The 18914-nt window shown below is 68.2% G+C and carries 27 protein-coding genes; 16 read left to right on the forward strand and 11 right to left on the reverse strand.

Annotation, left to right across the window (positions count from 1 at the left end; all coding sequences use genetic code 11):
• Window positions 1–76: 76 nt before the first annotated feature.
• Window positions 77–913, reverse strand: coding sequence for a hypothetical protein (locus tag DT074_RS02805; RefSeq protein ID WP_162914574.1), 837 nt, complete (start codon window positions 911–913; stop codon window positions 77–79).
• The gene (locus tag DT074_RS02810) at window positions 910–1626 is read right to left on the reverse strand and encodes a hypothetical protein (protein ID WP_119418278.1); all 717 of its coding nucleotides are present in this window, start codon (window positions 1624–1626) and stop codon (window positions 910–912) included. Before DT074_RS02810 ends, DT074_RS02805 begins: the two co-directional genes overlap by 4 nt.
• Before the next feature lie 146 nt (window positions 1627–1772).
• Here DT074_RS02810 and DT074_RS02815 point away from each other — a divergent pair, with 146 nt between their 5' ends.
• The 3 genes from DT074_RS02815 (at window position 1773) to DT074_RS02825 (ending at window position 4276) form a co-directional block, all read left to right on the forward strand.
• Window positions 1773–2897 carry a three-Cys-motif partner protein TcmP gene (locus tag DT074_RS02815; RefSeq protein WP_119418279.1) on the forward strand — a complete coding sequence of 375 codons (1125 nt, stop codon included), beginning with the start codon at window positions 1773–1775 and terminating at the stop codon, window positions 2895–2897.
• Window positions 2890–3642: a DUF5131 family protein gene (locus tag DT074_RS02820; protein ID WP_119418280.1), complete on the forward strand. Its 753-nt coding sequence runs from the start codon at window positions 2890–2892 to the stop codon at window positions 3640–3642. The genes DT074_RS02815 and DT074_RS02820 overlap by 8 nt, the downstream gene beginning before the upstream one ends.
• A 166-nt stretch (window positions 3643–3808) precedes the next feature.
• Complete coding sequence (locus tag DT074_RS02825; RefSeq protein ID WP_119418281.1) at window positions 3809–4276, forward strand: hypothetical protein; 468 nt, start codon at window positions 3809–3811, stop codon at window positions 4274–4276.
• 218 nt (window positions 4277–4494) lie between these two features.
• On the opposite strand, the gene DT074_RS02830 is transcribed toward DT074_RS02825, so the two are convergent.
• Together DT074_RS02830 and DT074_RS02835 are read right to left on the reverse strand one after the other, a co-directional pair.
• Window positions 4495–4908: a helix-turn-helix domain-containing protein gene (locus DT074_RS02830; RefSeq protein WP_119418282.1), complete on the reverse strand. Its 414-nt coding sequence runs from the start codon at window positions 4906–4908 to the stop codon at window positions 4495–4497.
• An 8-nt stretch (window positions 4909–4916) separates the two neighbouring features.
• Complete coding sequence (locus DT074_RS02835; RefSeq protein ID WP_119418283.1) at window positions 4917–5219, reverse strand: type II toxin-antitoxin system HigB family toxin; 303 nt, start codon at window positions 5217–5219, stop codon at window positions 4917–4919.
• A gap of 152 nt (window positions 5220–5371) precedes the next feature.
• On the opposite strand from DT074_RS02835, the gene DT074_RS02840 reads away from it, so the two are divergent.
• Window positions 5372–5566: a hypothetical protein gene (locus tag DT074_RS02840; protein ID WP_119418284.1), complete on the forward strand. Its 195-nt coding sequence runs from the start codon at window positions 5372–5374 to the stop codon at window positions 5564–5566.
• A 45-nt stretch (window positions 5567–5611) separates the two neighbouring features.
• Here the strand turns inward: DT074_RS02840 and DT074_RS02845 are convergent, their stop codons facing one another.
• Complete coding sequence (locus tag DT074_RS02845; protein ID WP_119418285.1) at window positions 5612–6094, reverse strand: DUF3592 domain-containing protein; 483 nt, start codon at window positions 6092–6094, stop codon at window positions 5612–5614.
• 189 nt (window positions 6095–6283) lie between these two features.
• Here DT074_RS02845 and DT074_RS02850 point away from each other — a divergent pair, with 189 nt between their 5' ends.
• From DT074_RS02850 to DT074_RS02865, 4 genes are all read left to right on the forward strand, one after another.
• Window positions 6284–6904, forward strand: a complete 621-nt coding sequence (locus DT074_RS02850) for a PRC-barrel domain-containing protein (RefSeq protein ID WP_162914575.1) — start codon at window positions 6284–6286, stop codon at window positions 6902–6904.
• Window positions 6905–6990: 86 nt separating this feature from the next.
• Window positions 6991–7728 carry a hypothetical protein gene (locus DT074_RS02855; RefSeq protein WP_119418287.1) on the forward strand — a complete coding sequence of 246 codons (738 nt, stop codon included), beginning with the start codon at window positions 6991–6993 and terminating at the stop codon, window positions 7726–7728.
• Between the two features lie 13 nt (window positions 7729–7741).
• Window positions 7742–8260, forward strand: coding sequence for a hypothetical protein (locus DT074_RS02860; protein WP_119418288.1), 519 nt, complete (start codon window positions 7742–7744; stop codon window positions 8258–8260).
• Between the two features lie 93 nt (window positions 8261–8353).
• A complete protein-coding gene (locus DT074_RS02865; RefSeq protein WP_119418289.1) occupies window positions 8354–8683 on the forward strand; it encodes an NIPSNAP family protein in 330 nt (109 codons plus the stop codon).
• 11 nt (window positions 8684–8694) lie between these two features.
• Here DT074_RS02865 and DT074_RS02870 read toward each other — a convergent pair whose 3' ends face one another.
• Window positions 8695–9240 (reverse strand): acyloxyacyl hydrolase, encoded by a 546-nt coding sequence (locus DT074_RS02870; protein WP_119418290.1) that lies wholly within the window; start codon window positions 9238–9240, stop codon window positions 8695–8697.
• 63 nt (window positions 9241–9303) lie between these two features.
• Window positions 9304–10233 carry a DMT family transporter gene (locus DT074_RS02875; protein WP_119418291.1) on the reverse strand — a complete coding sequence of 310 codons (930 nt, stop codon included), beginning with the start codon at window positions 10231–10233 and terminating at the stop codon, window positions 9304–9306.
• 183 nt (window positions 10234–10416) lie between these two features.
• Between DT074_RS02875 and DT074_RS02880 the strand changes: the two genes are divergently transcribed.
• Window positions 10417–11484: a class III extradiol ring-cleavage dioxygenase family protein gene (locus tag DT074_RS02880; protein WP_119418292.1), complete on the forward strand. Its 1068-nt coding sequence runs from the start codon at window positions 10417–10419 to the stop codon at window positions 11482–11484.
• Window positions 11485–11531: 47 nt separating this feature from the next.
• Complete coding sequence (locus DT074_RS02885; RefSeq protein WP_119418293.1) at window positions 11532–12029, forward strand: P-loop nucleotide/nucleoside kinase family protein; 498 nt, start codon at window positions 11532–11534, stop codon at window positions 12027–12029.
• Between the two features lie 7 nt (window positions 12030–12036).
• Here DT074_RS02885 and DT074_RS02890 read toward each other — a convergent pair whose 3' ends face one another.
• Window positions 12037–12333: a hypothetical protein gene (locus tag DT074_RS02890; protein ID WP_162914576.1), complete on the reverse strand. Its 297-nt coding sequence runs from the start codon at window positions 12331–12333 to the stop codon at window positions 12037–12039.
• A 177-nt stretch (window positions 12334–12510) separates the two neighbouring features.
• On the opposite strand from DT074_RS02890, the gene DT074_RS02895 reads away from it, so the two are divergent.
• The gene (locus tag DT074_RS02895) at window positions 12511–13155 is read left to right on the forward strand and encodes a PAS domain-containing protein (RefSeq protein WP_119418295.1); all 645 of its coding nucleotides are present in this window, start codon (window positions 12511–12513) and stop codon (window positions 13153–13155) included.
• On the opposite strand, the gene DT074_RS02900 is transcribed toward DT074_RS02895, so the two are convergent.
• Both DT074_RS02900 and DT074_RS02905 read right to left on the reverse strand, forming a co-directional pair.
• A complete protein-coding gene (locus DT074_RS02900; protein ID WP_119418296.1) occupies window positions 13152–13409 on the reverse strand; it encodes a hypothetical protein in 258 nt (85 codons plus the stop codon). The genes DT074_RS02895 and DT074_RS02900 overlap by 4 nt on opposite strands.
• A gap of 2 nt (window positions 13410–13411) precedes the next feature.
• Window positions 13412–13813, reverse strand: coding sequence for a CBS domain-containing protein (locus DT074_RS02905; protein WP_119418316.1), 402 nt, complete (start codon window positions 13811–13813; stop codon window positions 13412–13414).
• 29 nt (window positions 13814–13842) lie between these two features.
• On the opposite strand from DT074_RS02905, the gene DT074_RS02910 reads away from it, so the two are divergent.
• The 3 genes from DT074_RS02910 to DT074_RS02920 all read left to right on the forward strand — a co-directional run bounded on the left by DT074_RS02910 (window position 13843) and on the right by DT074_RS02920 (window position 16369).
• A complete protein-coding gene (locus DT074_RS02910; RefSeq protein WP_368744394.1) occupies window positions 13843–14439 on the forward strand; it encodes an MgtC/SapB family protein in 597 nt (198 codons plus the stop codon).
• A gap of 55 nt (window positions 14440–14494) precedes the next feature.
• The gene (locus DT074_RS02915; RefSeq protein ID WP_119418297.1) at window positions 14495–15553 is read left to right on the forward strand and encodes a TIGR03617 family F420-dependent LLM class oxidoreductase; all 1059 of its coding nucleotides are present in this window, start codon (window positions 14495–14497) and stop codon (window positions 15551–15553) included.
• 81 nt (window positions 15554–15634) lie between these two features.
• Window positions 15635–16369 carry a hypothetical protein gene (locus DT074_RS02920; RefSeq protein ID WP_162914577.1) on the forward strand — a complete coding sequence of 245 codons (735 nt, stop codon included), beginning with the start codon at window positions 15635–15637 and terminating at the stop codon, window positions 16367–16369.
• Between the two features lie 199 nt (window positions 16370–16568).
• Here DT074_RS02920 and DT074_RS02925 read toward each other — a convergent pair whose 3' ends face one another.
• A complete protein-coding gene (locus DT074_RS02925) occupies window positions 16569–17291 on the reverse strand; it encodes a ribonuclease activity regulator RraA (protein WP_119418299.1) in 723 nt (240 codons plus the stop codon).
• 190 nt (window positions 17292–17481) lie between these two features.
• On the opposite strand from DT074_RS02925, the gene DT074_RS02930 reads away from it, so the two are divergent.
• Together DT074_RS02930 and DT074_RS02935 are read left to right on the forward strand one after the other, a co-directional pair.
• A complete protein-coding gene (locus DT074_RS02930; RefSeq protein WP_162914578.1) occupies window positions 17482–18381 on the forward strand; it encodes a hypothetical protein in 900 nt (299 codons plus the stop codon).
• Between the two features lie 26 nt (window positions 18382–18407).
• Complete coding sequence (locus tag DT074_RS02935) at window positions 18408–18800, forward strand: hypothetical protein (protein ID WP_119418301.1); 393 nt, start codon at window positions 18408–18410, stop codon at window positions 18798–18800.
• The last annotated feature ends 114 nt before the right edge of the window (window positions 18801–18914 follow it).

The raw sequence follows: 18914 nt of genomic DNA on the forward strand, positions 1-18914 counted from the left end.
CTCCACTGGTGGGGGGAGAAGGTTGGGATGAGGGGGGCGTTGGCCCAGGACTCGACGCACATCCAAGACGCACGCGCTACGACACCGCGGAGATTCCACTGCCATCGTCGCGTTCGTGGCTAACGCCCCCCTCACCTAACCTCTCTCCCCACCAGTGGGGAGAGAGGGACTCTGTCGTGGAAGAGAGGGACTCCTCCTGTGAGGCAGCCGCCTCCCCGCCGCTCGCCGCGCGCACCGCCGCCACCCACGCCAGCAGGTCGTCGTGGTAGTCGGGGTCGCCGATGTAGTAGTCGCGGAGGAAGCGGGTCATGCGCTCGAAATGCAGCGCGCGCCGCTCGTGCGGCGGGCGGGTGCGCTCGTCCTCGTCCTGGTCGAAGCCGCGCCGCTGCTTGCGCGGTGCCTCGAAACCGAGGGCGCGGTTGATGGCGCGGGTGGCGGAAACGGCGGTCGAGATCAGGCCGTCGCCGAGGGCGAGGTCGCGCAGGCGCTCGAGCCGGGCGGCATGCGCCTCGGTCGGGTCGGCGGGCTCCGGGCGTTGCGGCATATCTGTTCCGCGGCGCAAATGTTCCGCGATGGCGCCGGGCAGCACCGAGACTTCCGCGCCGCGCTGATCGATCAGGCCGAGGCCTGCGAGCTCGGAAAGCGCCTTGCGGGCGCCGCGCGGGGTGATGCCGAGCCGCTCGGCGAGGCGGCCGCTCCAGGGCAGGTCACTCGGCTCCGGCGGCGGCATGACGTCGTCCTCCACCTCGTCGAGCAGCAGCTCGATCAGCGCATGGCGCGCGATCGGCGCCAGCGCGCGGTCCGTCGCGAGGTCGAGCAGCAAAGCGGCGCGGTCGGCGAACCAGGCATCGTCGCGCGCCGCCGCCGCGATCTCGCGGGCGAGGCCCAAGTCGCGGGCCGGCCAGGGGCTCACGGCTGGCGCTCCCGCTGCGCCTCGGCGGCGCGGTGCTCGCCGATCAGGATCTCGGCCTGGTCGGCGAGGCGACGCAGTTCGGGGCCGAATTGCGGGTCCGCCGCGTAGAGGCGCGGCAGGTCCGGCACGCCGGACTCGAAGACGCGGCGCTTGCGCTCGTTCAGCGGGATCTTCTGGTACTCGGTCGGCTCGCGCGGCGGCGGCTTGGGCGCCTGCGCGAGGCCGAGGGCGCGGCCGATGGCGCGCTCGGCCTGGACCGCGGTGGCGATGCGGCGCGCGGCGACGGCGCGCTCGCGCAGGTGATGCAGCATGTCGATCTGCTCGGCGAAGGTGATGGGGCCGCGCGCCTGGGCGAGAAAGTCCTTCTCGCGGGTGAGATCGGGGCGCTCCGACGGGTTCTCGGGCGATGGGTCGTTCGCGTGGTACGGCTCGCCGGTCTGGCGAAAGGTGAGCAGGCGGTGCTCGACCAGCTCGGCGATGGCGTGGCGCACGGTGCGCTCGGCGAGCGCGAGCCGGCGCGCCAGCGCGGCCACGTCGGGCCGCTCGGCCATGACGAAGGGATCGTCGGTGAGCAGGCTCAAGTAGACCATCACCTGCTTGGCGGCGGGGGTGAGATGCCGGTGGCGGATGGCGCGGAGCACGTTGCGCCGGCGGTAGATGAAGGACCACTCGGCGGGGGAGTGTTTGCGGGGGTAGGCGGGGGTGTGGGACATCGGGAAGGCCTAGGAGAGTGATTGCCGTATCGTACAATATTTGTATCAAATAAGCTAGCGGATTTTGGTATGTTTCTCATTTGTTCTCCACTCGCAAACGTGGTAATGAAAGCTGCAATTGCTCGGCGACGCACTGCGAAGAGCTGATGGTCGAAGCAACGTTTTTCGAAGAGCGGAAGGACCAGTCCGAGGTGAAGGCCCGGATCGTGGTGAAATATTTTGTTGCCTGGTCGCGCGTCATCCTCCCAAGCGTTGAGCGATACGACACAAAGTTGGCTTACATCGACCTCTACGCCGGACCAGGCCGATACAAAGATGGTTCGGCATCAACGCCACTGCTCATCCTACAAACCGCGGTTGCTGACCCTCGATTGTCGAAGCGGCTTGTCACCCTTTTCAACGATGTAGACGACTCCAACACGGCGACGTTGCAAACCGAGATCGACAAACTGCCTGGCGTGGAAAAGCTCGACCACAAGCCGCACGTTTCACGCGGCGCGGTGGACGATGACGCCGAGCGCTACTTCAACGAAACGCGCTTGGTTCCCTCTTTCACATTCATCGACCCGTGGGGATACAAAGGCTTGTCCCTGAAAGTCGTAAACGGAGTCATCAAGGATTGGGGATGCGACTGCGTCTTTTTCTTCAACTACAACCGGATCAACCCAGGCCTCTCCAACGACATCGTCGCGCAGCACATGGAGGCGTTGTTCGGACCAGAGAGAGCGAAGAAGCTGCGGCAGCGCCTCGATGGCCTCACCCCGTCGCAACGAGAATCGATGGTGCTGGAAGAGATGACATCGGCCATCAAGGAGATGGGAGGGAAGTATGTGCTGCCCTTCCGTTTCAAGAACCCAAGCGGCCGTCCGACGCATCATCTGATCTTCGTGTCGAAGAGCTTCCGCGGCTACGACATCATGAAGCAGATAATGAGCAAGGAAAGCTCGACGGAGGAGGAAGGCGTGCCGTCCTTCACTTATTCGCCCGCCGACGCTTCGATGCCACTGTTATTCTCACTCCAGCAGCCTTTGTCAGAGCTACGTAGCTCGTTGCTAGAGACCTTTGCAGGGCAAGAGCTCAGCACGGATCAGATTTTCGAGCGCCACAGCGTGGACAGACGATTCCTTTTGAAGAACTACAAGGACGTCCTCAGCAAAATGGAAGAGGACGGTGAGATCACCGTGCGGTCCGTGAAAGTTGCGAAGCGCCGCAAGGAAACTTTCCCAGGCCATCTGTTGGTGCGATTCCCGGCGAGGGCGAGCCATGGGTGACAAATCCTCCATCGAATGGACTGAGGCAACCTGGAATCCGGTCGCGGGTTGCACGGTGACGTCGCCTGGCTGCACGAATTGCTACGCCATGCGTTTAGCTCGGCGTCTGGAAGCTATGGGTCAACCAAAGTATGCCGGCACCACCCGCATCTCCGGAGACCGGCCGAAATGGAACGGCGTCATCCGCCTCGATGAGGGCGCTCTGAGTCTGCCGAAGTCATGGAAGACCGGCCGGGCCATCTTCGTAAACTCGATGTCCGATCTCTTTCACGAGAAGGTACCTTTAAATTTCATCAGGCGCGTGTTCGACACCATGTGGGAGACGCCGCAGCACACGTACCAAATTCTCACAAAGCGAGCCGAGCGCTTGGAAGAGCTCAGCGAGAATCTCGATTGGCCCTCCAACGCGTGGATGGGCGTTAGCGTTGAAAATGCTGACTACGCGTATCGGATCGAACATCTTCGCCGAACTGGTGCGCCAGTGAAGTTCCTCAGCCTTGAGCCACTGTTGGGGCCACTGGAAGATCTGAACCTTACCGAAATCGATTGGGTCATTGCGGGCGGCGAGAGCGGCCCGGGCGCGCGACCAATGAACGCCACATGGCTTCGGTCAATTCGAGATCGGTGCGAAGCCGCGAATGTGCCCTTCCACTTTAAGCAATGGGGCGGTGTCAACAAAAAGAAGAGTGGGCGTACACTCGACGGCCGCATTTGGGATCAGTTTCCCGCACCGGCGGCGGTCTAGGGATCACTATTGAACATCCGCCACACCATCGGCCGAAGCACAGAAGCGATAGCTCGCGGTATCGCCACCACGGCAATGATTGGCTATCCAGCGCTTAGAGCCATCCCCAAGCGCGGGGCGTAGCCTTCCAACAGAATTGCATTCCGCGGCCGAGCAAAGGGGACCCATGCAGTTCAATAACTTCATCGAGACGGCAGCACCTGCGCTGCCCATCGTCGTGGCCGCAGCGATTACGCCGCTAGTGATGCGCTGGCTCGGCAGCTTATGGCCCCCTCGCCACCTGAGCGAAAGCCAGCGGCGCATGCTGCAACGGCGCTATTTCTGGATCGATGTCGTTTCGCTGCTGGCGGTGTGCGCCACAATGATCAGCCTGCTGGCGTCGCTGAACAATGTGCTGTCCTTCGATTTGAGATTTCTCTGGGCGCTCGGGCTTGCCTTTGGCCTGGCCGTGATCGTGCCCTTTCTGGTGATCTGCCTCTTCACATTGCCGCTCGGCCTGTCGCGGTTCGGCGAATACTGGCTGTACTACGAGGCGAATTACGGCGTCGGCGTGCGCGGCGTCGCCTGGATCTGCGCACCCCTCGCCGTGCTGGGCATCGTCTCTGCATTGGTGCTCTGGAATGTGTTCGGTTAGGGACAGCCCAAGCCGATCAGACTCGCCTGAAACTTCAACGCGGAACGGCCAGCGCCCGAATCAGGTTTCCGCTGGACTCCAAACTGCCCCTAGCATCGCAGGCAACGCCGCCATCGGCGCGGCTTCGTGCTCACGGCCGGCGCCGCCGGCGCGGGCTTCCATGCGACGCGGGAGCTGACGCGCGCGCTGTCCTATGCGCTGCACGCGCCGAACTCGCCTCACGCCGCCCGCCGTTTGCCACCCGAGCGCTTGGCGGCTGTCGCGAGTGCGTAGGGCCGCACCAGCACCTCCGCCGGCATCTTCCACTCGTGGACCAGCTTCCAAATCATCGTCAGCGTCAAATGCCGCTTGCGGTTCAAAATCTCCGACGCCCGGCCGGACGAGCCGACGATCGCCTCGAAATCCTTCCGCGTGCGGCCGGAATTCTCCATGCGCGCCTTGATGGCCTCCACGGGATCGAGATCCTCGTCGGGCCAGCGCGAACGCTCGTAGAGATCGGCGAGCGTCATCAGCACGTCGAGACGGTCGCCCTCCGGCGTGCCCTTGCGCGCACCCCACAGACGGTCGATCTCCTTCAGCGCCGCCTTGTGGGCGGCGGCGTTGCGGATCGGCGCGATAGCTTCGAACGTCATCGTCTGCCTCAATAGTGATCCACGGTTTCCGGGTCGATCTTGTCATAGTCGGCATGCGTGCCGACGAACTTGATGAACACCGCCTGAAACTGGAAATCGATCTTGGCAATCACCCGGTACTCGTTGCCTTTCACGTTGAAAACGACGCGCCCGCCCTTGATCGGCCGCGTGCCGGGATAGGCGGCCAGGATGTCCTGGTTCGACTTCCACGCCGCGGCCCGAAGCGTTCGATTCAGCTCGCGAAAGGCATTGTCGGCGCCGGCATGGCGCTTGCCGAATGCCAGCAGGGTGTTGCTGTTGAAGACACGCACTGCGTCATGTCCTCCATCGCTCGCCCGGACCTCGCTGCGCGCCGGACCAGCGGCGCACCCGTGCTCTTCCGGATCATCCAGTCAACGGCATTGCCGGGGGTCCAGCCCGCATGCCGTCGCGCAAATATAGCCTCCTCCCATTTTGGGAGCAAGTGCGTTTCTCCCAGATTGGGAGGTCCATCGCGCGGTTCTTCCTGACCGGCGCGGGCCGGAAGTTTCGCGACCGCGCCATCAAGCAGGCGACCGGCGCCATCGCCGCCTTCGCGGGCGAGCTCGACCTGGCCGCGATGCGGGACATGCTGCCCAGGCTGCGCGCCGTGCGCGAGGTGCTGGACCGCAACCGATAGGGACCCGCTAGCCGCGGGCTGCGCAGCGGGGCAGTCCTAGGCGCCCTACGGCGCCATGAAGACCGCCATGCCGACGAAGGCGACGGCGAGCGCCGCCGCGATGACAGCGGCGACGTAGGTCGGCTGGTCGATGACCAGCGCGGAGAAGCCGGGTTCGCGCGGGTCGTAGAAGACCAGCACCTCGTGCCCCGGCGGCAAGGTGGTGAAGGGCTCGCCGCCGACCACGCTGTTGCCGCGGAACAGCCGGAAGGTGGTGCAGGTGAAGGGCCGGCCCTCGACCGCGTAGTCGACCTCGATCTGGGCGGCGCCCTTGCGCGCGCCGGCGGTGGTGAGCCATTCGGTGAGCTCGAGCTTGCGCACGCGGCCGAGCGCATGCGCCATGCGCGCACCGCGGGCGGTGCGGCGGCGCTGGTCCAGCAGGATCACGGCGGCCACCACGAGGCTGCCGATGGCGGCGGCAGCGAAGATCCACAGGCCCACGCCCGGCGCGCCGAGCCAGGATGCCAGCAGACGATCAAGCCATTCCATGCGGCGCCCCCCACGCAGGCGATCGGCCGGATCGCCCGGGCCATTTGAGCGGCCCGGGCCCGGCGGCGCAACTTCACCGGCGAGGCTCGGCGGCGCGCCGGCGCCATCGACATGGAACCGAAGGCGCGATGCGGCGCTTCCTTCCCCACCGGCGCCCCCAACCGGGGCCGCCTTGTCCGGAGGTTCGCCATGGCGCAACGCGCATCCGCATTCCTGCTCGCCGCCGCGCTGCTCGGCGCGACCGGCGCCGCTTCGGCTCAGCGAGATACCGGCCAGCAGGCACCGCCGCCCGCGCGCGACGCCGCACCGGCCGGCAACTACCAAGACCCGCCGGTCTCGAGCCGCATCGACAACACCGCCGGATATCTCGGCCGCGAGTTCATCACCTCGCGCAGCGCGCGGATCTGGCGCGCGACCGACCTGATCGGCCGGGACGCGGTGACGCGCGAGGGCGAGGAGGTCGGCGAGGTGAGGAACCTGCTGATCGACCCCGATCGGCGCGTGCTGGCGCTGGTAATCGAGTTCGGCGGCACGCTCGGCATCGGCGAGGAGCGCGTGGCGGTGCCGATGCGCGACGTCTCCGTGCTCGGCGCGGCCCCGCATGCCCGCAGCGGCGACCTGCAGGGCACCGCCGACATCGATCCCGGCGCTGCCACCACGACGAGCCCGCGCACCGAGCCGATGGTCAACGATCGCGGCACCGACGACGTGCCGCTCAAGGTGGTGATCAACCTGACCCGCGAACAGCTGGAACAGGCGCCGCGGTTCGAGGGCGACCCGATTCCGCGCAACTGGCCGCCCAAGGACTGATCCCCGCCGGCGCCGCTTAAGGCGCGCCGCCGAACGCGCTATCGTGGCGACCGGCTGTTGCCGGGCGAGGCGGGACGGCGGGCGGGATGACGGACAGCACAGCACCGGAAGCTCACGCGGACCTCACCGAGGCCGAGCGCGCGCGCATCCGCGCCGAGATGCGCCACGCCATGATCGCCGCCGAGGCGATGCGGCCGGCGCCGCCAAGGCCCGCCCCTGACAAGCCCTGGCCGGAGCGGCTGCTCGGCATGCTGTCGAACGGCTTCGTGCTGCTGCTGATCGGCTCCGCCATCACCTCGTTCCTGGTGCCGCAATTCCAGCGCGCCTACGAGGCGCGCACGCGGGCGGCGGCGCAGCGCCAGGAGGTGTTCGCGCAGTTCCTGCTCTACAGCAACTCGATGCTGCAGGAATACTACGCCGTCCTGCCGCTGACCTTGGAGCCGGAGATCGAGAAGGACACTTACGTGCAGGCGATGGGCGCGATCAGCGAGATCAAGCTCAAGCGCTACGACGCCTATGCCAAGGTGCAGGCGCTGGCGGTGGTGTTCCGCGGCGACGACCTCGCCGCGCGCTCCGCCGTCGAGGCGGCGATCGAGGACTACGCGGTCAAGGTGAACCAGGCCTCGGCGGCGATCGACGACTGGCTGCGCGGGCTCTACTGCACGCCGGTCAAGCGCGCCGACAGCCCCTGCGCCCGGTTCGATCCGCTGTTCGACGGCCATCGCGCCTTCGGCACCGTGCAGGCGACGGTGCTCGACATCGTCAACCAGCGGTCGGACCAGGTGGCGGCGACCATCGCCGCCCATTTCCAGGCGTCACGCTGAAGGGAGGTCGCGCATGCGGAAAGCCGTTTCCTGTCTCGCCACCGCGGTGGCGCTGTCGGGCGCGCTGGCCCTGCCCGCGCTCGCCAACGGCCGCTCGACGCCGCGCCCGGCCGGCACGGCGATCCTGACCGCGACCTGCGAGAGCCGTGCGGACGGCGCCAGGCTCGACATCGTGCGGCCCAGGCTCGCCGGTCTCGCGGTGCCGGAAGGCGCGCTGCTAGTCCGCGCCGACGGCGCCTTCGCGCCGATCTATCTCGACCTGATCAAGCGAATCGAGATCGACGACGGCGTGGTGGCGGACGATGACGGCGCGGTCGCCGTGCAGCTCTACCGCGCCGATGCCGAGCCGATGGCGGGCAGCGCAACGCAGGCCAAGGTGCAGGGCGACGACAAGAAGCCGATCCGGCTGCGCGGCTTCGCCCGCGACGGCGCGCGTGTCGAGATCGAGCTCGCGCAATGCCGGCGGATCGACTTCGCCATCGTCGGCGACGGCCCGGTGGACCGCCCGCCGCTCGGCGCCAAGGCGGATTGAGCGCGGCGGGTTCGCTTCGAGCGCGCTCGAAGCACGGCGCGTTCCGTGCGCCTAGCCTCCGCGCATCGCAACCGGTGCCGGAGGGCCAGACCGATGATCACCTGCTTCATCCGCTACGAGATCGACCCGTTCAAGGTGGACGCCTATGAGCACTACGCCCGCGCCTGGGGCCAGGCGATCCCCAAGGCCGGCGCCGACCTGATCGGCTATTACGCGCCGCATGAGGGCTCGGCCACGGTCGCCTACGGCGTCTACAACATCGAAAGCCTCGCTGCCTACGAGGCCTATCGCACGCGGCTGCGCGACAGCGCGGCGGGCCGGGAGAACTATGCCTTCGCCAAGAAGGAGGGCTTCATCAAGCGCGAGGACCGGCTGTTCCTGCGCCAGGTTTCCGCCCCGCACGCGCCGCTGATCAGGCCATAGTGATCCTGGCCCTAGAACCGGTGCGACAGGCGTAGGCCGATGCTGTCCATGCCCGGATTGGGATCGGCGAGATCGGCATTGGAGATGTGCTCGAAATAGAGCGAGATGCGGTTGCGCGGCGTGAACTGATAGCCGAGCTCGGCCGGGATATGGAACAGCACGCGGCTGCCCAGGTCCTTGTTCTTCCGGTCGCGGCTGAGCTCGCCGTCATGGATGGCGCCGCCGAGGCCGATGCCGAAGAACACCTTGTCCCACAGCGCCTCCCAGCGCAGATCGAAATAGCCGTAATGGGTCCGGTTCTCGGTCGAGAACGTGCCGCCGAGCACCGGGCGGAGCGAGCCGCCCCAGAAATCGGTCAGCGAGCGGAAGGCCAGCTCGCCGTTCAGGGCGGCGCCGTCCTCGACGTCGTCGGCGGCGACGATGGCGATGTCGTGCTGCAGCAGGCCGAGGCGCAGCTCGTAAATCAGGGGCGCGGCGTCCCGCTCCTGCGCGGCGGCGGTGAGCGGCAGCGCCACCATGGCGGCCACGGTGAGCAAGCGAAGCAGGCTCTTCGGCATGGTTTGCGATCTCCGGCCCGGGTCTAAACGCGCGAAGCGCGCTTTGGTTGCCGGCGCGCGCGGTCAGGCCGGGCGGCGGCGGAACAGGCCGACGGCGGTGAGCAGGCCGATGGTAACCAGGACGAGGCCGGCGATCTGGGCCGCATTCGGCCATTCGCCGACGATCGGGATGCCGAGCAGCACGGCGATGGCCGGCACCACGGCCGGAAACAGCACGGCGCGGCTGACCCCGAGCAGGGCGACGGCGCGGCTATAGGCGATCAGGGTCAGGGCGCCCTGCACCACCCCCTGGACCAGGCCCTGCAGCGCCAGCGCGCCGGCCGGAAGCGCGGCCAGGTGATCGAAGCCCTGCAAGGCGAGATAGGCCGGCACGGTGACGGCGCAGGACAGCACCGAGACCACGGCGGTCGCCCGCAGCGCCTCGAGCCGCCAATGCCGCAGCAGCAGCGTGAAGCCGGCCCAGAGCACGCTGGAGGCGAAAAACAGCAAGTCGCCGATCCAGGCCCGGCCGCCGCCGGTGACCAAGCCCTCGCCGCCGAGCGCCAGGATACCGACCAGCACCAGCGCCGCGCCGGCGAGATGGGCGCGCGTCAGCCGCTCGCCGAGCAGCCAGGCGGCGCCGATGGTGGAGAGGATGGTGACGGTCGAGGGCGCGATCACCGCGCCATGGGCGAGCGGCGCGAAGCGATAGCCGCCGATCTGCAGCAGCGCGAAGAGCGGCCCGCCGAACAGCAGCAGCGCGAGCCCGCGCCGCCAGCCGATGCCGGCCAGATCGCAGAGGCCCCAGCGCAGCAGGAAGGGAAGCAGCAGGAGGCCGGCGACGCCGAACCGCATCAGCACCAGGTCTTCCGGCGCGAGGCCGCCGACGATGCCGGCGCGGGCGACGGCGAAGGCGAGCGCCGCCCCGATCGCCATCATCAATCCGTTGGCATAGCCCAAGCGCTCGTCGCGTGCCGCGCGGCGGGCCGCTTCGCCCGCCGTCTCACTCGTCATGCATCACGCGCACCACGCCCGATATCCTTGCAACCGCGCCACATTGGACGCGAGTTCGGTCCCGCCGCCCAATGCCGAGGGCGCATGGGTTCCATCCAGCCGCGGGACAGGCCCGAGGGTTGGAGCGTGACGCGGGCGTGTTAGGCTTTGTACGACTCTCGGCTGGCGCGAAGGGGAGGGCGAATGGCAGAGATCCTGGCCCTCGGGCTGACGCACTACCCGCCGCTCTGCCTCGACGATGCCAATATGGCGGGCATCCTCGGCTGGACCCTGGACGACCCGGCGATCCCGGCGGCGGCGAAGGACCCGGCGAACTGGCCGGCGGCGATGCGGGCCGAATGGGGCGCGGATCGCGGCGCCACGGCGGCGGCCGCGCATCGCGCCGCACTGGTGAGCGGCTTCGAGCAGCTGCGCGCCGCGCTCGACGCCTTCGCACCCGATGCGGTGGTGATCTTCGGCGACGACCAGTACGAGAATTTCAAGGAGGACGTGATCCCGGCCTTCACCGTCTGCGCCTATGGCGACCTCGAGGTCAGGCCCTGGGCGCAGGTGAAGGATTCCGGCGCCATCGGCGGCAAGCCCAATGTGTGGCGCGAAGGCCCGGATTTCGGCTTCACCCTGAAAGGCCGGCCCGATATCGCCCGGCAGCTGGCAACCGGCATGATCGAGGCCGGCATCGACGCCGCCTATGCCTACCAGCCGCTGCACCATCCCGGCATCGCGCATGCCTTCCTCAACGCGGTGCTGTTCCTCGACTATCACCGCCAGGGCTTCCCCTATCCGGTGATCTGCGTGCCGCTCAACTGCTATGGCCGGCGGGTGATCTCGACGCGCGGCTTTCTCTCGCGCTTCGATGCGCCGGTGGATCCCGATCCGCCCTCGCCCTCGCCGAAGCGCTTCATGGAGATGGGCGCGGCGGCGGCGCGTGCCTTAAGCGCCAGCCCGTGGCGCATCGCGATGATCGCGTCCTCCAGCTGGTCGCATGCCTTCCTGTGCGACTGGACCTGGCGGCTGCGCCCCGATACCGATGCCGACCGCCGGCTCTACGACGCGCTCAGCCGCAGCGATTTCGCGCTGTGGCGCGCCACGACGCTGCAGCAGGTCGAAACTGCCGGCCAGCACGAGGTGCTGAACTGGTTCGCGCTGATGGGCGCGGTCGAGGCGATCGGGGCGCCGCTGGCCTGGAGCCGTTTCGTCGAGACCCACGTGTTCAATTCGAACAAGGTGTTCGCGCAGTGGGAGCCCGCATGATGGGGGAGCCGGCATGACGGGGGAGCCCGCTTAATGCGGGCGGCGACATGCTGATCGTGCTGGGCGGGCTGCCAGGCACGGGCAAGACGACGCTCGCACGCGCCCTGGCGAGGCGGCTCGGCGCGCTGCACCTGCGCATCGACACCATCGAACAGATGTTGAAATCGGCCGCGGTGCTGAAGGACGAGCTTGGGCCCGCCGGCTATCTCGTCGCCTATGCGCTGGCGGAGGAGAACCTGCGCCTCGGCGCGAGGGTGATCGCCGATTCGGTGAACAGCATCGGCATCACCCGCGAAGCCTGGCGCGCGGTGGCGGCGCGGGCCGGCGTGCCAGCGTTCGAGGTCGAGCTGCGCTGTTCCGATCCCCTTCTGCACCGGCAGCGAGTGGAAACCCGCGCGGCCGACATCCCCGGCCACCGCCTGCCGCGCTGGGCGGATGTGGTCGCGCGGCCATGGGAGCCGTGGTCGGCGGATCTGGTGGTCGACACCGGCAACCTCTCCATCGAGGCGGCTTGCGATGCCGTGATCGCGCAGCTCGAAGGTTGAGACCCGGTCAGGCCGCGGCGACGTCGGTATCGCCGATCCAGCGGACCACTTCGGCCGGCGGGTCGCCGTCCTGCCGCGCGGGTAGGATGAAGGTCACCGCCGCCCGGCTGCCCTGCTCTTCCAGCGCGGCCAGGAAGGCGGCGGCGCCCGGCGGCCGCAGATGCCGGATGGCCTGAACCAGCAGCGTGCGCCAGCCGTCATCCGGCCGGATCGCCGCGGCGCGCAAGATGGTTTCGGGCAACGCGACCTTGAGCGTCGGTTGGCTGGCGCCCGCCGTCACTTGCAACTCTGCATATCCTGTCATGTCGCACCCCTTGGCCCGCCGATCGCGTCGATAAAACCGGCAGCAGCGACAGCCGGTTCCGCGCCGCAGCAAAAATAGTTCAAGGCCCGCCGGCACCTAAGCCCTGCGCGCCACATCGCGGGCCTGGCCGCCGCCCGCTTCACCATTAGTTGAACTTTGGCGCCCAGGATTCGCGGCATGTCGCAGGCGTCCGCGCTGACCAGCTTGCATATCGACCTGTATCGCTACTGGCAGGGCCGCCGCCGGGACGGGCTGCTGCCGGGGCGAGCCGATATCAATCCGGCAGAGATCGTGCCGCTGTTGCCGCACCTTTCGCTGGTGGACATCGTCGGCGGCCGGTTCCGCTATCGCCTGGCCGGGACCCGGGTGGTGGAGGATACCGGGCGCGAGCTGACCGGCGCCTATATCGGCGCGTCGGTGCAGCCGCCGGAATATGCGGCGGCGATCTGCGCCGTCTACGAACATGCCCGAACCAGGGCGGTGCCGATCTTTGCCCAGGGCGGCTATCGCACGCCGGCCGGCGCGGTGCACTCGGTCTCCCGCCTGCTGCTGCCGCTCGCCGCCGACGGCGTGAATGTGGACATGATGATCGTGTCCCGGGTGGCGCATTATCCCGACCCGAGCGCGGTCGGCATCGACTGGCTCGGCGCCGCCGACGGGACGGTCGAGGGCTTCGTCGAGATCGGCTCCGAGGCCGAGGCCGCGGAGCGGGCTGCGGCCTGGGAAGCCAGGTGCATCGTGCTGCGCGAGCGCAGCCGGCTGCTCACCGCATCGCCGGCGGACCAGCGCTTCCGCCAGGCCCTGCTCGACCCGGAGAGCTAACGGCGCCGCGGCGTGCGGCGGCGCGGCTCGCAGGCGAGCTCGGCATGGCCGCCGAGCCGGGCGTCGAAAGGCCGGCGGTCGTGCAGCGGGCTGAAATCCGGCTCGCTGTAGCGGTAGCGCTCGTCGATATCGTCGTCGCCGCCATAGCCGCCGCGCGGGCTCTCCGGCGGACGATCCTCCGGCAGCACGACCTCCTCGTAAAGTGGCTTGGGTGCGGGCCGATCCGGTGCGGCGTGGCGGGCTTTGCGGGCCATGGTCAGGACACCTTCCGGTCGTCCCGCGCCGGCTCGATCACCGGCGTGGCGGCGAGGTCGCTCAGCGAAACGATGCCGACCAGGCGCTTGTCCCGGCTCAGCACCGGCAGCCGGCGCACCTGGAGCATGGCGATGTTGCGCGCGAGGTCGTCGATCGTCTCGTCCTCGTAGACGTATTTGACGTCGCGCGTCATCACCTCCGCCACCGGGCAGTCGGGGCCGCGGCCGGCCGCCACGGCGCGCACGGCGATATCGCGGTCGGTCAGCATGCCGACCAGCCGGTCGCCCTCGCCGACCGGGAGCGCGCCGGCCTCGATCTCGGCCATCAGACGGGCGGCATGCTGAACGGTATCGGTCGGGCGCGCGAGGCGCACCTCGCGGGACATGATTTCGGCGATGCGCATGACCATCCACTCCTGACGAGAATGCCTCGTTGAGCCAACGGGCCATGGGGGACATGGTTCCGGGCCGCGTGCGCAACTTCCGGGCCGATTTCCGCGTTTTGCGCGGCATGCTCGAATGGCTGACGCAGATCTGGGAAAGTCTGGACGGCGAAACGCGCGAGGCATTGGTCAGGCTCAGCGCGGCCTGCCTGGTCGGCATCCTGCTCGGCATCAACCGCGACATGAACGGCAAGCCGACGGGCATGCGCACGCTCGGCCTCGTTGCGCTGGGTGCCGCCGCGATCTCGACCGGCACGGTGCATTATGCCGGGCTCGACCAGCATCCGGACGCGCTCTCCCGCGTGGTGCAGGGCCTGATCCAGGGCGTGCTGACCGGGGTCGGCTTCATCGGCGCCGGCGTCATCCTACGCGACGGCAAGGCGCTGGACGTGCGCGGGCTGACCACGGCGGCGACGGTCTGGGTCACCGCCTCGCTCGGCGTCGCCTGCGGCGTCGGCGCCTGGTCGACGGTGCTGATCGGTACCGCGCTCGCGCTGCTTCTTCTGGCGGTGCTGAAGCCGGTCGAGCGCTGGCTCGGCATGGGCGACGAGAATCTGAAGCGGCGCAACGGCAACGGCGACGGTTGAGGCGCTGGACTTCGGCCCCGCGCCAAGGCGAAATCGGCGGCGGAAGGAATCGCATATGCAGGTGATCACCGAGCTGCTGCTCGGCAAGGCCGATCCGGGCTTGCGCGAGCCCGAGCTGCCATTCGATATCGGCCGCACGGCGGAGAACGCGAAGCTGATCGAAAGCCTCGGCTTCGACGGCATCATGGCGACAGAGACCAAGGACGATCCCTTCCTGCTGCTGACGCTCGCCGCGCAGGCGACCACGCGGATCGGGCTGTCCTCGGCGGTGGCGATCGCGTTTCCGCGCGCGCCGGCCTCGATGGCGCTGACGGCGTGGGGCCTGCAGAAGCTGGCGCGCGGGCGGTTCACCCTCGGCCTCGGTTCGCAGGTGAAGGCGCATCTGGTGCGCCGCTACGGGCTGAAGGCGGCGCCGCTGGCGCCCTGGATGCGTGACTATGTCGGCGCCGTGCGGGCGGTGTGGCATTGCTGGCAGAACGGGACACCGCTGAAATACGAGAGCGAGAATTATCGCCTCGACCTGATGGTGCCGCTGTTCAATCCGGGGCCGATCGAATGGCCGGACATCCCGATCCATGTCGCGGCGGTGAACCGGTTCATGTGCCAGGCGGCCGGCGAGGTGGCGGACGGCATCCGCCCGCATCCGATCTGCACGCCGAAATACATCAACCAGGTGATGCGGCCGGCGGCGGCCGAAGGCGCGGCGAAAAGCGGGCGCGACCTGACGAAAGTGAAATGGGTGATGCGGCCGATGCTGGCGACTGCCGCAACGCCGGAGAAGCTCGCGCCGCGCATCCGCGACATCCGCGCCCGCGTGGCCTTCTATGCCTCGACGCCGGCCTATCGCCCGGCCTTCGACATCTTCGGCCTGCAGGACCTGACGAAGCGGCTTTCCGTGCTGGCGCGCGAGCAGCGCTGGGAGGAGATGCCGGGCCAGATCACCGACGAGGTGATGCACACCTTCGCCGTGGTCGGCACGCATGACGAGATCGCCGACAAGATCGTCAGCCGCTATGCCGGCATCCTCGACCAGGTCGGCTTCTCCATCGCGGTGGAGAGCGAGCAGGACGCCGAGAAGCTGAAAGGCATGATCTCGCGCATCCAGGCGGGGTGACCGCCGGCGCGCGAAACCCATTGCCGCCCGACCGGCATCCATCGGAGACTGGCGGCGCGACGGCGGGGGGCTGGGGGCGCGATGCACCGGGACGAGATGCGCTGGTCGAATGCGATCACCGCGCTGTGCGGCGCAATTGCGGCGCTGGTCCTGCTGTACCTGCTGGCGCTGGTGCTGGATTCAGGCCGGGTCGACGCCCTGAGCGGCCAGAACGATCGCGTCCGCGCCTTTCTCGAGCTCGGCTATTTCGTCGCCAACATCGCGCTGCCGATCATCGCCGTGGCGGCGCTGATCTTCGCCCGCGGCCAGATCCAGGAGGCGCGCAACGCTCGCCGCGCCGCGCTCTACACCAATATCGACAGCCGCTGGTCGGAGCCGCGGATGTCCCGGGCGCGGCGGAACTTCTTCAAGATCATCGAGGATTTCATCGTCGAACACGGCGACGGGCGGCCGATCAGCGAATACCTCGCCGATGCGGCGAACTATCGGAAGCTGCAGCTCTACATCGCCAAGCAGCTGTCGGACATGAAGCACAATGCCTATATGCGCTTCGAATCGATCATGCTCCTGATCGACTACCTCGACTGGGTGGCCGTGCTGTGGAAGCGCGGCCTGCTTGACCTCGACGACCTCGATCACCTGCTCGGGCTCGTCTTCGTCGACATGAACCGGCTGCTCGAGGCGCATTTCGAATCGGTGCGCGCCACCAACCGCTCGATGCACAACGGCAAGATGCCGGACCCCTATGCTGCGATCTCGGAGCTGGCCGCGGCGTTCCAGGCGCATTACGCGACGCGGCAGCCGCCCGCTCACTAGCAGGCAGCGTTCGGCCTCAGCCCTTCTTCTTGTCCTTGAAATCGTCGGGCACGCGCTTGTCGTCGCCCGGGCCCCAGGGGAAGGGGATTTCGGTGCCACCGACAATGGCATTGCGGCGCATGAGGATCTCCCGGCTGCTCGGTCCGAATATAGGTAGCCGTGGAGGGGTGAACAACCCGTGCGCCGGCTTCGCTTGACGTCACCCCTTCCCCGCCCGCGCCGCCTTCCAGGCCTCGAAATCGCGCTTGGCCTCCTCGCCGGCGGTGGGGAACAGGCCCTTGAGGGAGCGGCCGCGCGCCACCTCGGCTTCGGCGAACTCTTCGTAGTGGTAGGTGGCGAGTGCCTCCTCGGCGACCGCCTCGACGATGTCGGGCGGGATCACCAGCACGGCGTCGCCGTCGCCCACCACGATGTCGCCCGGATAGACGGCGACGCCGCCGCAGGCGATCGGCAGCTGCAGGTCGATCGGGCGGTGCGCGATCGGCGAGGGCGGCGAGGAGGCGCGGCGGAGATAGGCCGGCAGGCCGGTCTTGGCGACGCCGTCGGTGTCGCGCAGGCCGCCATCGGTGACGATGCCGGCGCAGCCGCGCGCTTTCAGCCGGCCGACATAGAGATCGCCGGCGGAGGCGGCGCGGCTGTCGCCGCGGCTGTCCACCATCAGCACATGGCCGGGCGGGCATTCCTCCATCGCCTGCGGCTGGATGGTGGAGCGGTTGGTCGAAGTCGGGCCGTCCTTGTCCTCGCGCGAGGGGATGAAGCGCATGGTGTAGGCGATGCCGACCATGCGCGGCTGGCCGGCGCGCAGCGGCCAGACGTCGTAGAGGCACATGGACCGCAGGCCGCGCCGGTTCAACACGCCGGTCAGGGTGGAAGTGCCGACGCGGGCCAGCGCCTCGCGCAGATCCGGATTGAGCACGGTCATCGATATCTCCTCCCCGCTTTCGTTGCCCGCCCCATTGTCGCGCGGCGGCGGCCATCTTAGCCGGACAGGCCGGGCCTTTTCGACGCTGCTTTGCGCGTCACAGCAAAGTTCCTTGTTGCCGGCCCGGTGCCGGTTAGGATGCCGGCCGATCCTTGCACCGGCGAGGGTGCGCATGCGGCGGGCGGGCGTCATGCGTTGGGTGCGGCTGGCGCTGTTTGCCGGCCTCGCCGGCTGTGCGGCGCCGGATCTCGGGGCCCCGCTTACCGCCTTCTCCGATTCCATCGGCAAGGCCGAGACCGCCTTCGCCAAGGCCGACCAGGCCGGGGCTGCGCGCGAAACGCAGCTCCGTATCGAGAGCGCGGTGGCCGTACCAAACCTGGTGATGAGGGGCAAGTCCGGCGGCGAATGCCGGACATCGAGCCTTGCCTGCACCCTGTGGCTCGACGGCGAGCCGCTGCGCCCCGCCACGCTGGTTCCCAAACAGCGGATACTGCTGCGCGAGCTGGCGAACTATGCGGAAGCACTGAAACAGCTCGCCGCCGCGGATTCGGCGGGCAAGGTCAAGGCGGCGGCGGACAAGGCGACGCTCGCCGTCACCGGCATCGCGACATTGGTCTCCGGCGCACCCGCCGCCGGCTTCGCAGCGCCGATCGCGCAACTCGCCACCTGGATCTATGGCCGCTATCAGGACAACCTGAAGCGGAGCGCGATGCGCCACGCGGCCGACGAGATGGCGAAGGTGCTGCCGGACGCCACGGAGAAATTCGCCACCACGACGCGGCTGCTTCTGCTGCCGGAACGCGCCGCCGCCCAGGAAGAGGTCTCGCGCGCGGCCGACGAGTTCCGCCGCAAGCCGTCGGCCGCGGCGGCGACGGCCTATCTGGACAAGGCCGGGCGCATGGACGCGCTGCTCAAGGCCGATCCCGACGCCGTGTTCCGGCAGATCAACGAGACGCACAAGGAGCTGGTGCGGGTGCTCAACGACCGCGACCTGTCGCTGGCCGAGCTGTTCCAGCGGATCGACAAGCTGGGCGCGGATATCGAGACACTGGCCAAGGCCTTCGAGGCTTTCGACAAGGCCGCGGGTTGAGAGCCCAAAGCCGAGGAGCGAGGCGCATGCCCCCCACCTTCGCCGAGATCGCCGCCGATGCCGAACAGGCGCTCCGGAAGCTCGATACGGTGAACAATGCGATCGTCGACGAGGCCGAGGCGATCCGCGCCAAGCCCAAGCTGACCGCCGACGACGATGCCCGGCTCACCGAGCTCGCCGAAGCAGAGAAGAAGATCCTGCGGGAGATCAGCGTCGTGGCGCTCGATGCCGTGCAGCGGCTCGACGCCAGCACCGACATCCAGGACCTGATCGCCAGGGTCCGGAAGATCAGCGCCGACCTGAACAAGGCGACGGCGAAGATCAGGAAGATCGGCAAGATCGCCGATGCCGTCGGCGCCGCCTCGGACGGCATCAAGAAGGTGAGCGACAAGCTCGCCAAGCTGGCGAAGGACGACTAGAGCGGTTCACGGCTTTGTTGAATCGGCGGGGATTCCGGTTTTGGTCGATTTGTGATTCAAGATGCTGGCTGGAGCTGGAGGCCAGCATCGATGGCTCGACCTCTATCCAATGAT

The organism is Desertibaculum subflavum, assembly GCA_003576705.1.
Taxonomy (GTDB): domain Bacteria; phylum Pseudomonadota; class Alphaproteobacteria; order Ferrovibrionales; family Ferrovibrionaceae; genus Desertibaculum; species Desertibaculum subflavum.

Bases quoted from the DNA above. Each gene is read 5' to 3' on its own strand.
- DT074_RS02905 (WP_119418316.1), bottom strand. From the start codon at position 13,813: ATGCGCATCGCCGAAATCATGTCCCGCGAGGTGCGCCTCGCGCGCCCG.
- DT074_RS02815 (WP_119418279.1), top strand. From the start codon at position 1,773: ATGGTCGAAGCAACGTTTTTCGAAGAGCGGAAGGACCAGTCCGAGGTG.
- DT074_RS02920 (WP_162914577.1), top strand. From the start codon at position 15,635: ATGCACCGGGACGAGATGCGCTGGTCGAATGCGATCACCGCGCTGTGC.
- DT074_RS02865 (WP_119418289.1), top strand. From the start codon at position 8,354: ATGATCACCTGCTTCATCCGCTACGAGATCGACCCGTTCAAGGTGGAC.
- DT074_RS02860 (WP_119418288.1), top strand. From the start codon at position 7,742: ATGCGGAAAGCCGTTTCCTGTCTCGCCACCGCGGTGGCGCTGTCGGGC.
- DT074_RS02830 (WP_119418282.1), bottom strand. From the start codon at position 4,908: ATGACGTTCGAAGCTATCGCGCCGATCCGCAACGCCGCCGCCCACAAG.
- DT074_RS02820 (WP_119418280.1), top strand. From the start codon at position 2,890: ATGGGTGACAAATCCTCCATCGAATGGACTGAGGCAACCTGGAATCCG.
- DT074_RS02930 (WP_162914578.1), top strand. From the start codon at position 17,482: ATGCGTTGGGTGCGGCTGGCGCTGTTTGCCGGCCTCGCCGGCTGTGCG.
- DT074_RS02845 (WP_119418285.1), bottom strand. From the start codon at position 6,094: ATGGAATGGCTTGATCGTCTGCTGGCATCCTGGCTCGGCGCGCCGGGC.
- DT074_RS02810 (WP_119418278.1), bottom strand. From the start codon at position 1,626: ATGTCCCACACCCCCGCCTACCCCCGCAAACACTCCCCCGCCGAGTGG.
- DT074_RS02875 (WP_119418291.1), bottom strand. From the start codon at position 10,233: ATGACGAGTGAGACGGCGGGCGAAGCGGCCCGCCGCGCGGCACGCGAC.
- DT074_RS02850 (WP_162914575.1), top strand. From the start codon at position 6,284: ATGGCGCAACGCGCATCCGCATTCCTGCTCGCCGCCGCGCTGCTCGGC.
- DT074_RS02880 (WP_119418292.1), top strand. From the start codon at position 10,417: ATGGCAGAGATCCTGGCCCTCGGGCTGACGCACTACCCGCCGCTCTGC.
- DT074_RS02935 (WP_119418301.1), top strand. From the start codon at position 18,408: ATGCCCCCCACCTTCGCCGAGATCGCCGCCGATGCCGAACAGGCGCTC.
- DT074_RS02885 (WP_119418293.1), top strand. From the start codon at position 11,532: ATGCTGATCGTGCTGGGCGGGCTGCCAGGCACGGGCAAGACGACGCTC.
- DT074_RS02855 (WP_119418287.1), top strand. From the start codon at position 6,991: ATGACGGACAGCACAGCACCGGAAGCTCACGCGGACCTCACCGAGGCC.
- DT074_RS02890 (WP_162914576.1), bottom strand. From the start codon at position 12,333: ATGACAGGATATGCAGAGTTGCAAGTGACGGCGGGCGCCAGCCAACCG.
- DT074_RS02895 (WP_119418295.1), top strand. From the start codon at position 12,511: ATGTCGCAGGCGTCCGCGCTGACCAGCTTGCATATCGACCTGTATCGC.
- DT074_RS02900 (WP_119418296.1), bottom strand. From the start codon at position 13,409: ATGGCCCGCAAAGCCCGCCACGCCGCACCGGATCGGCCCGCACCCAAG.
- DT074_RS02915 (WP_119418297.1), top strand. From the start codon at position 14,495: ATGCAGGTGATCACCGAGCTGCTGCTCGGCAAGGCCGATCCGGGCTTG.
- DT074_RS02925 (WP_119418299.1), bottom strand. From the start codon at position 17,291: ATGACCGTGCTCAATCCGGATCTGCGCGAGGCGCTGGCCCGCGTCGGC.
- DT074_RS02870 (WP_119418290.1), bottom strand. From the start codon at position 9,240: ATGCCGAAGAGCCTGCTTCGCTTGCTCACCGTGGCCGCCATGGTGGCG.
- DT074_RS02825 (WP_119418281.1), top strand. From the start codon at position 3,809: ATGCAGTTCAATAACTTCATCGAGACGGCAGCACCTGCGCTGCCCATC.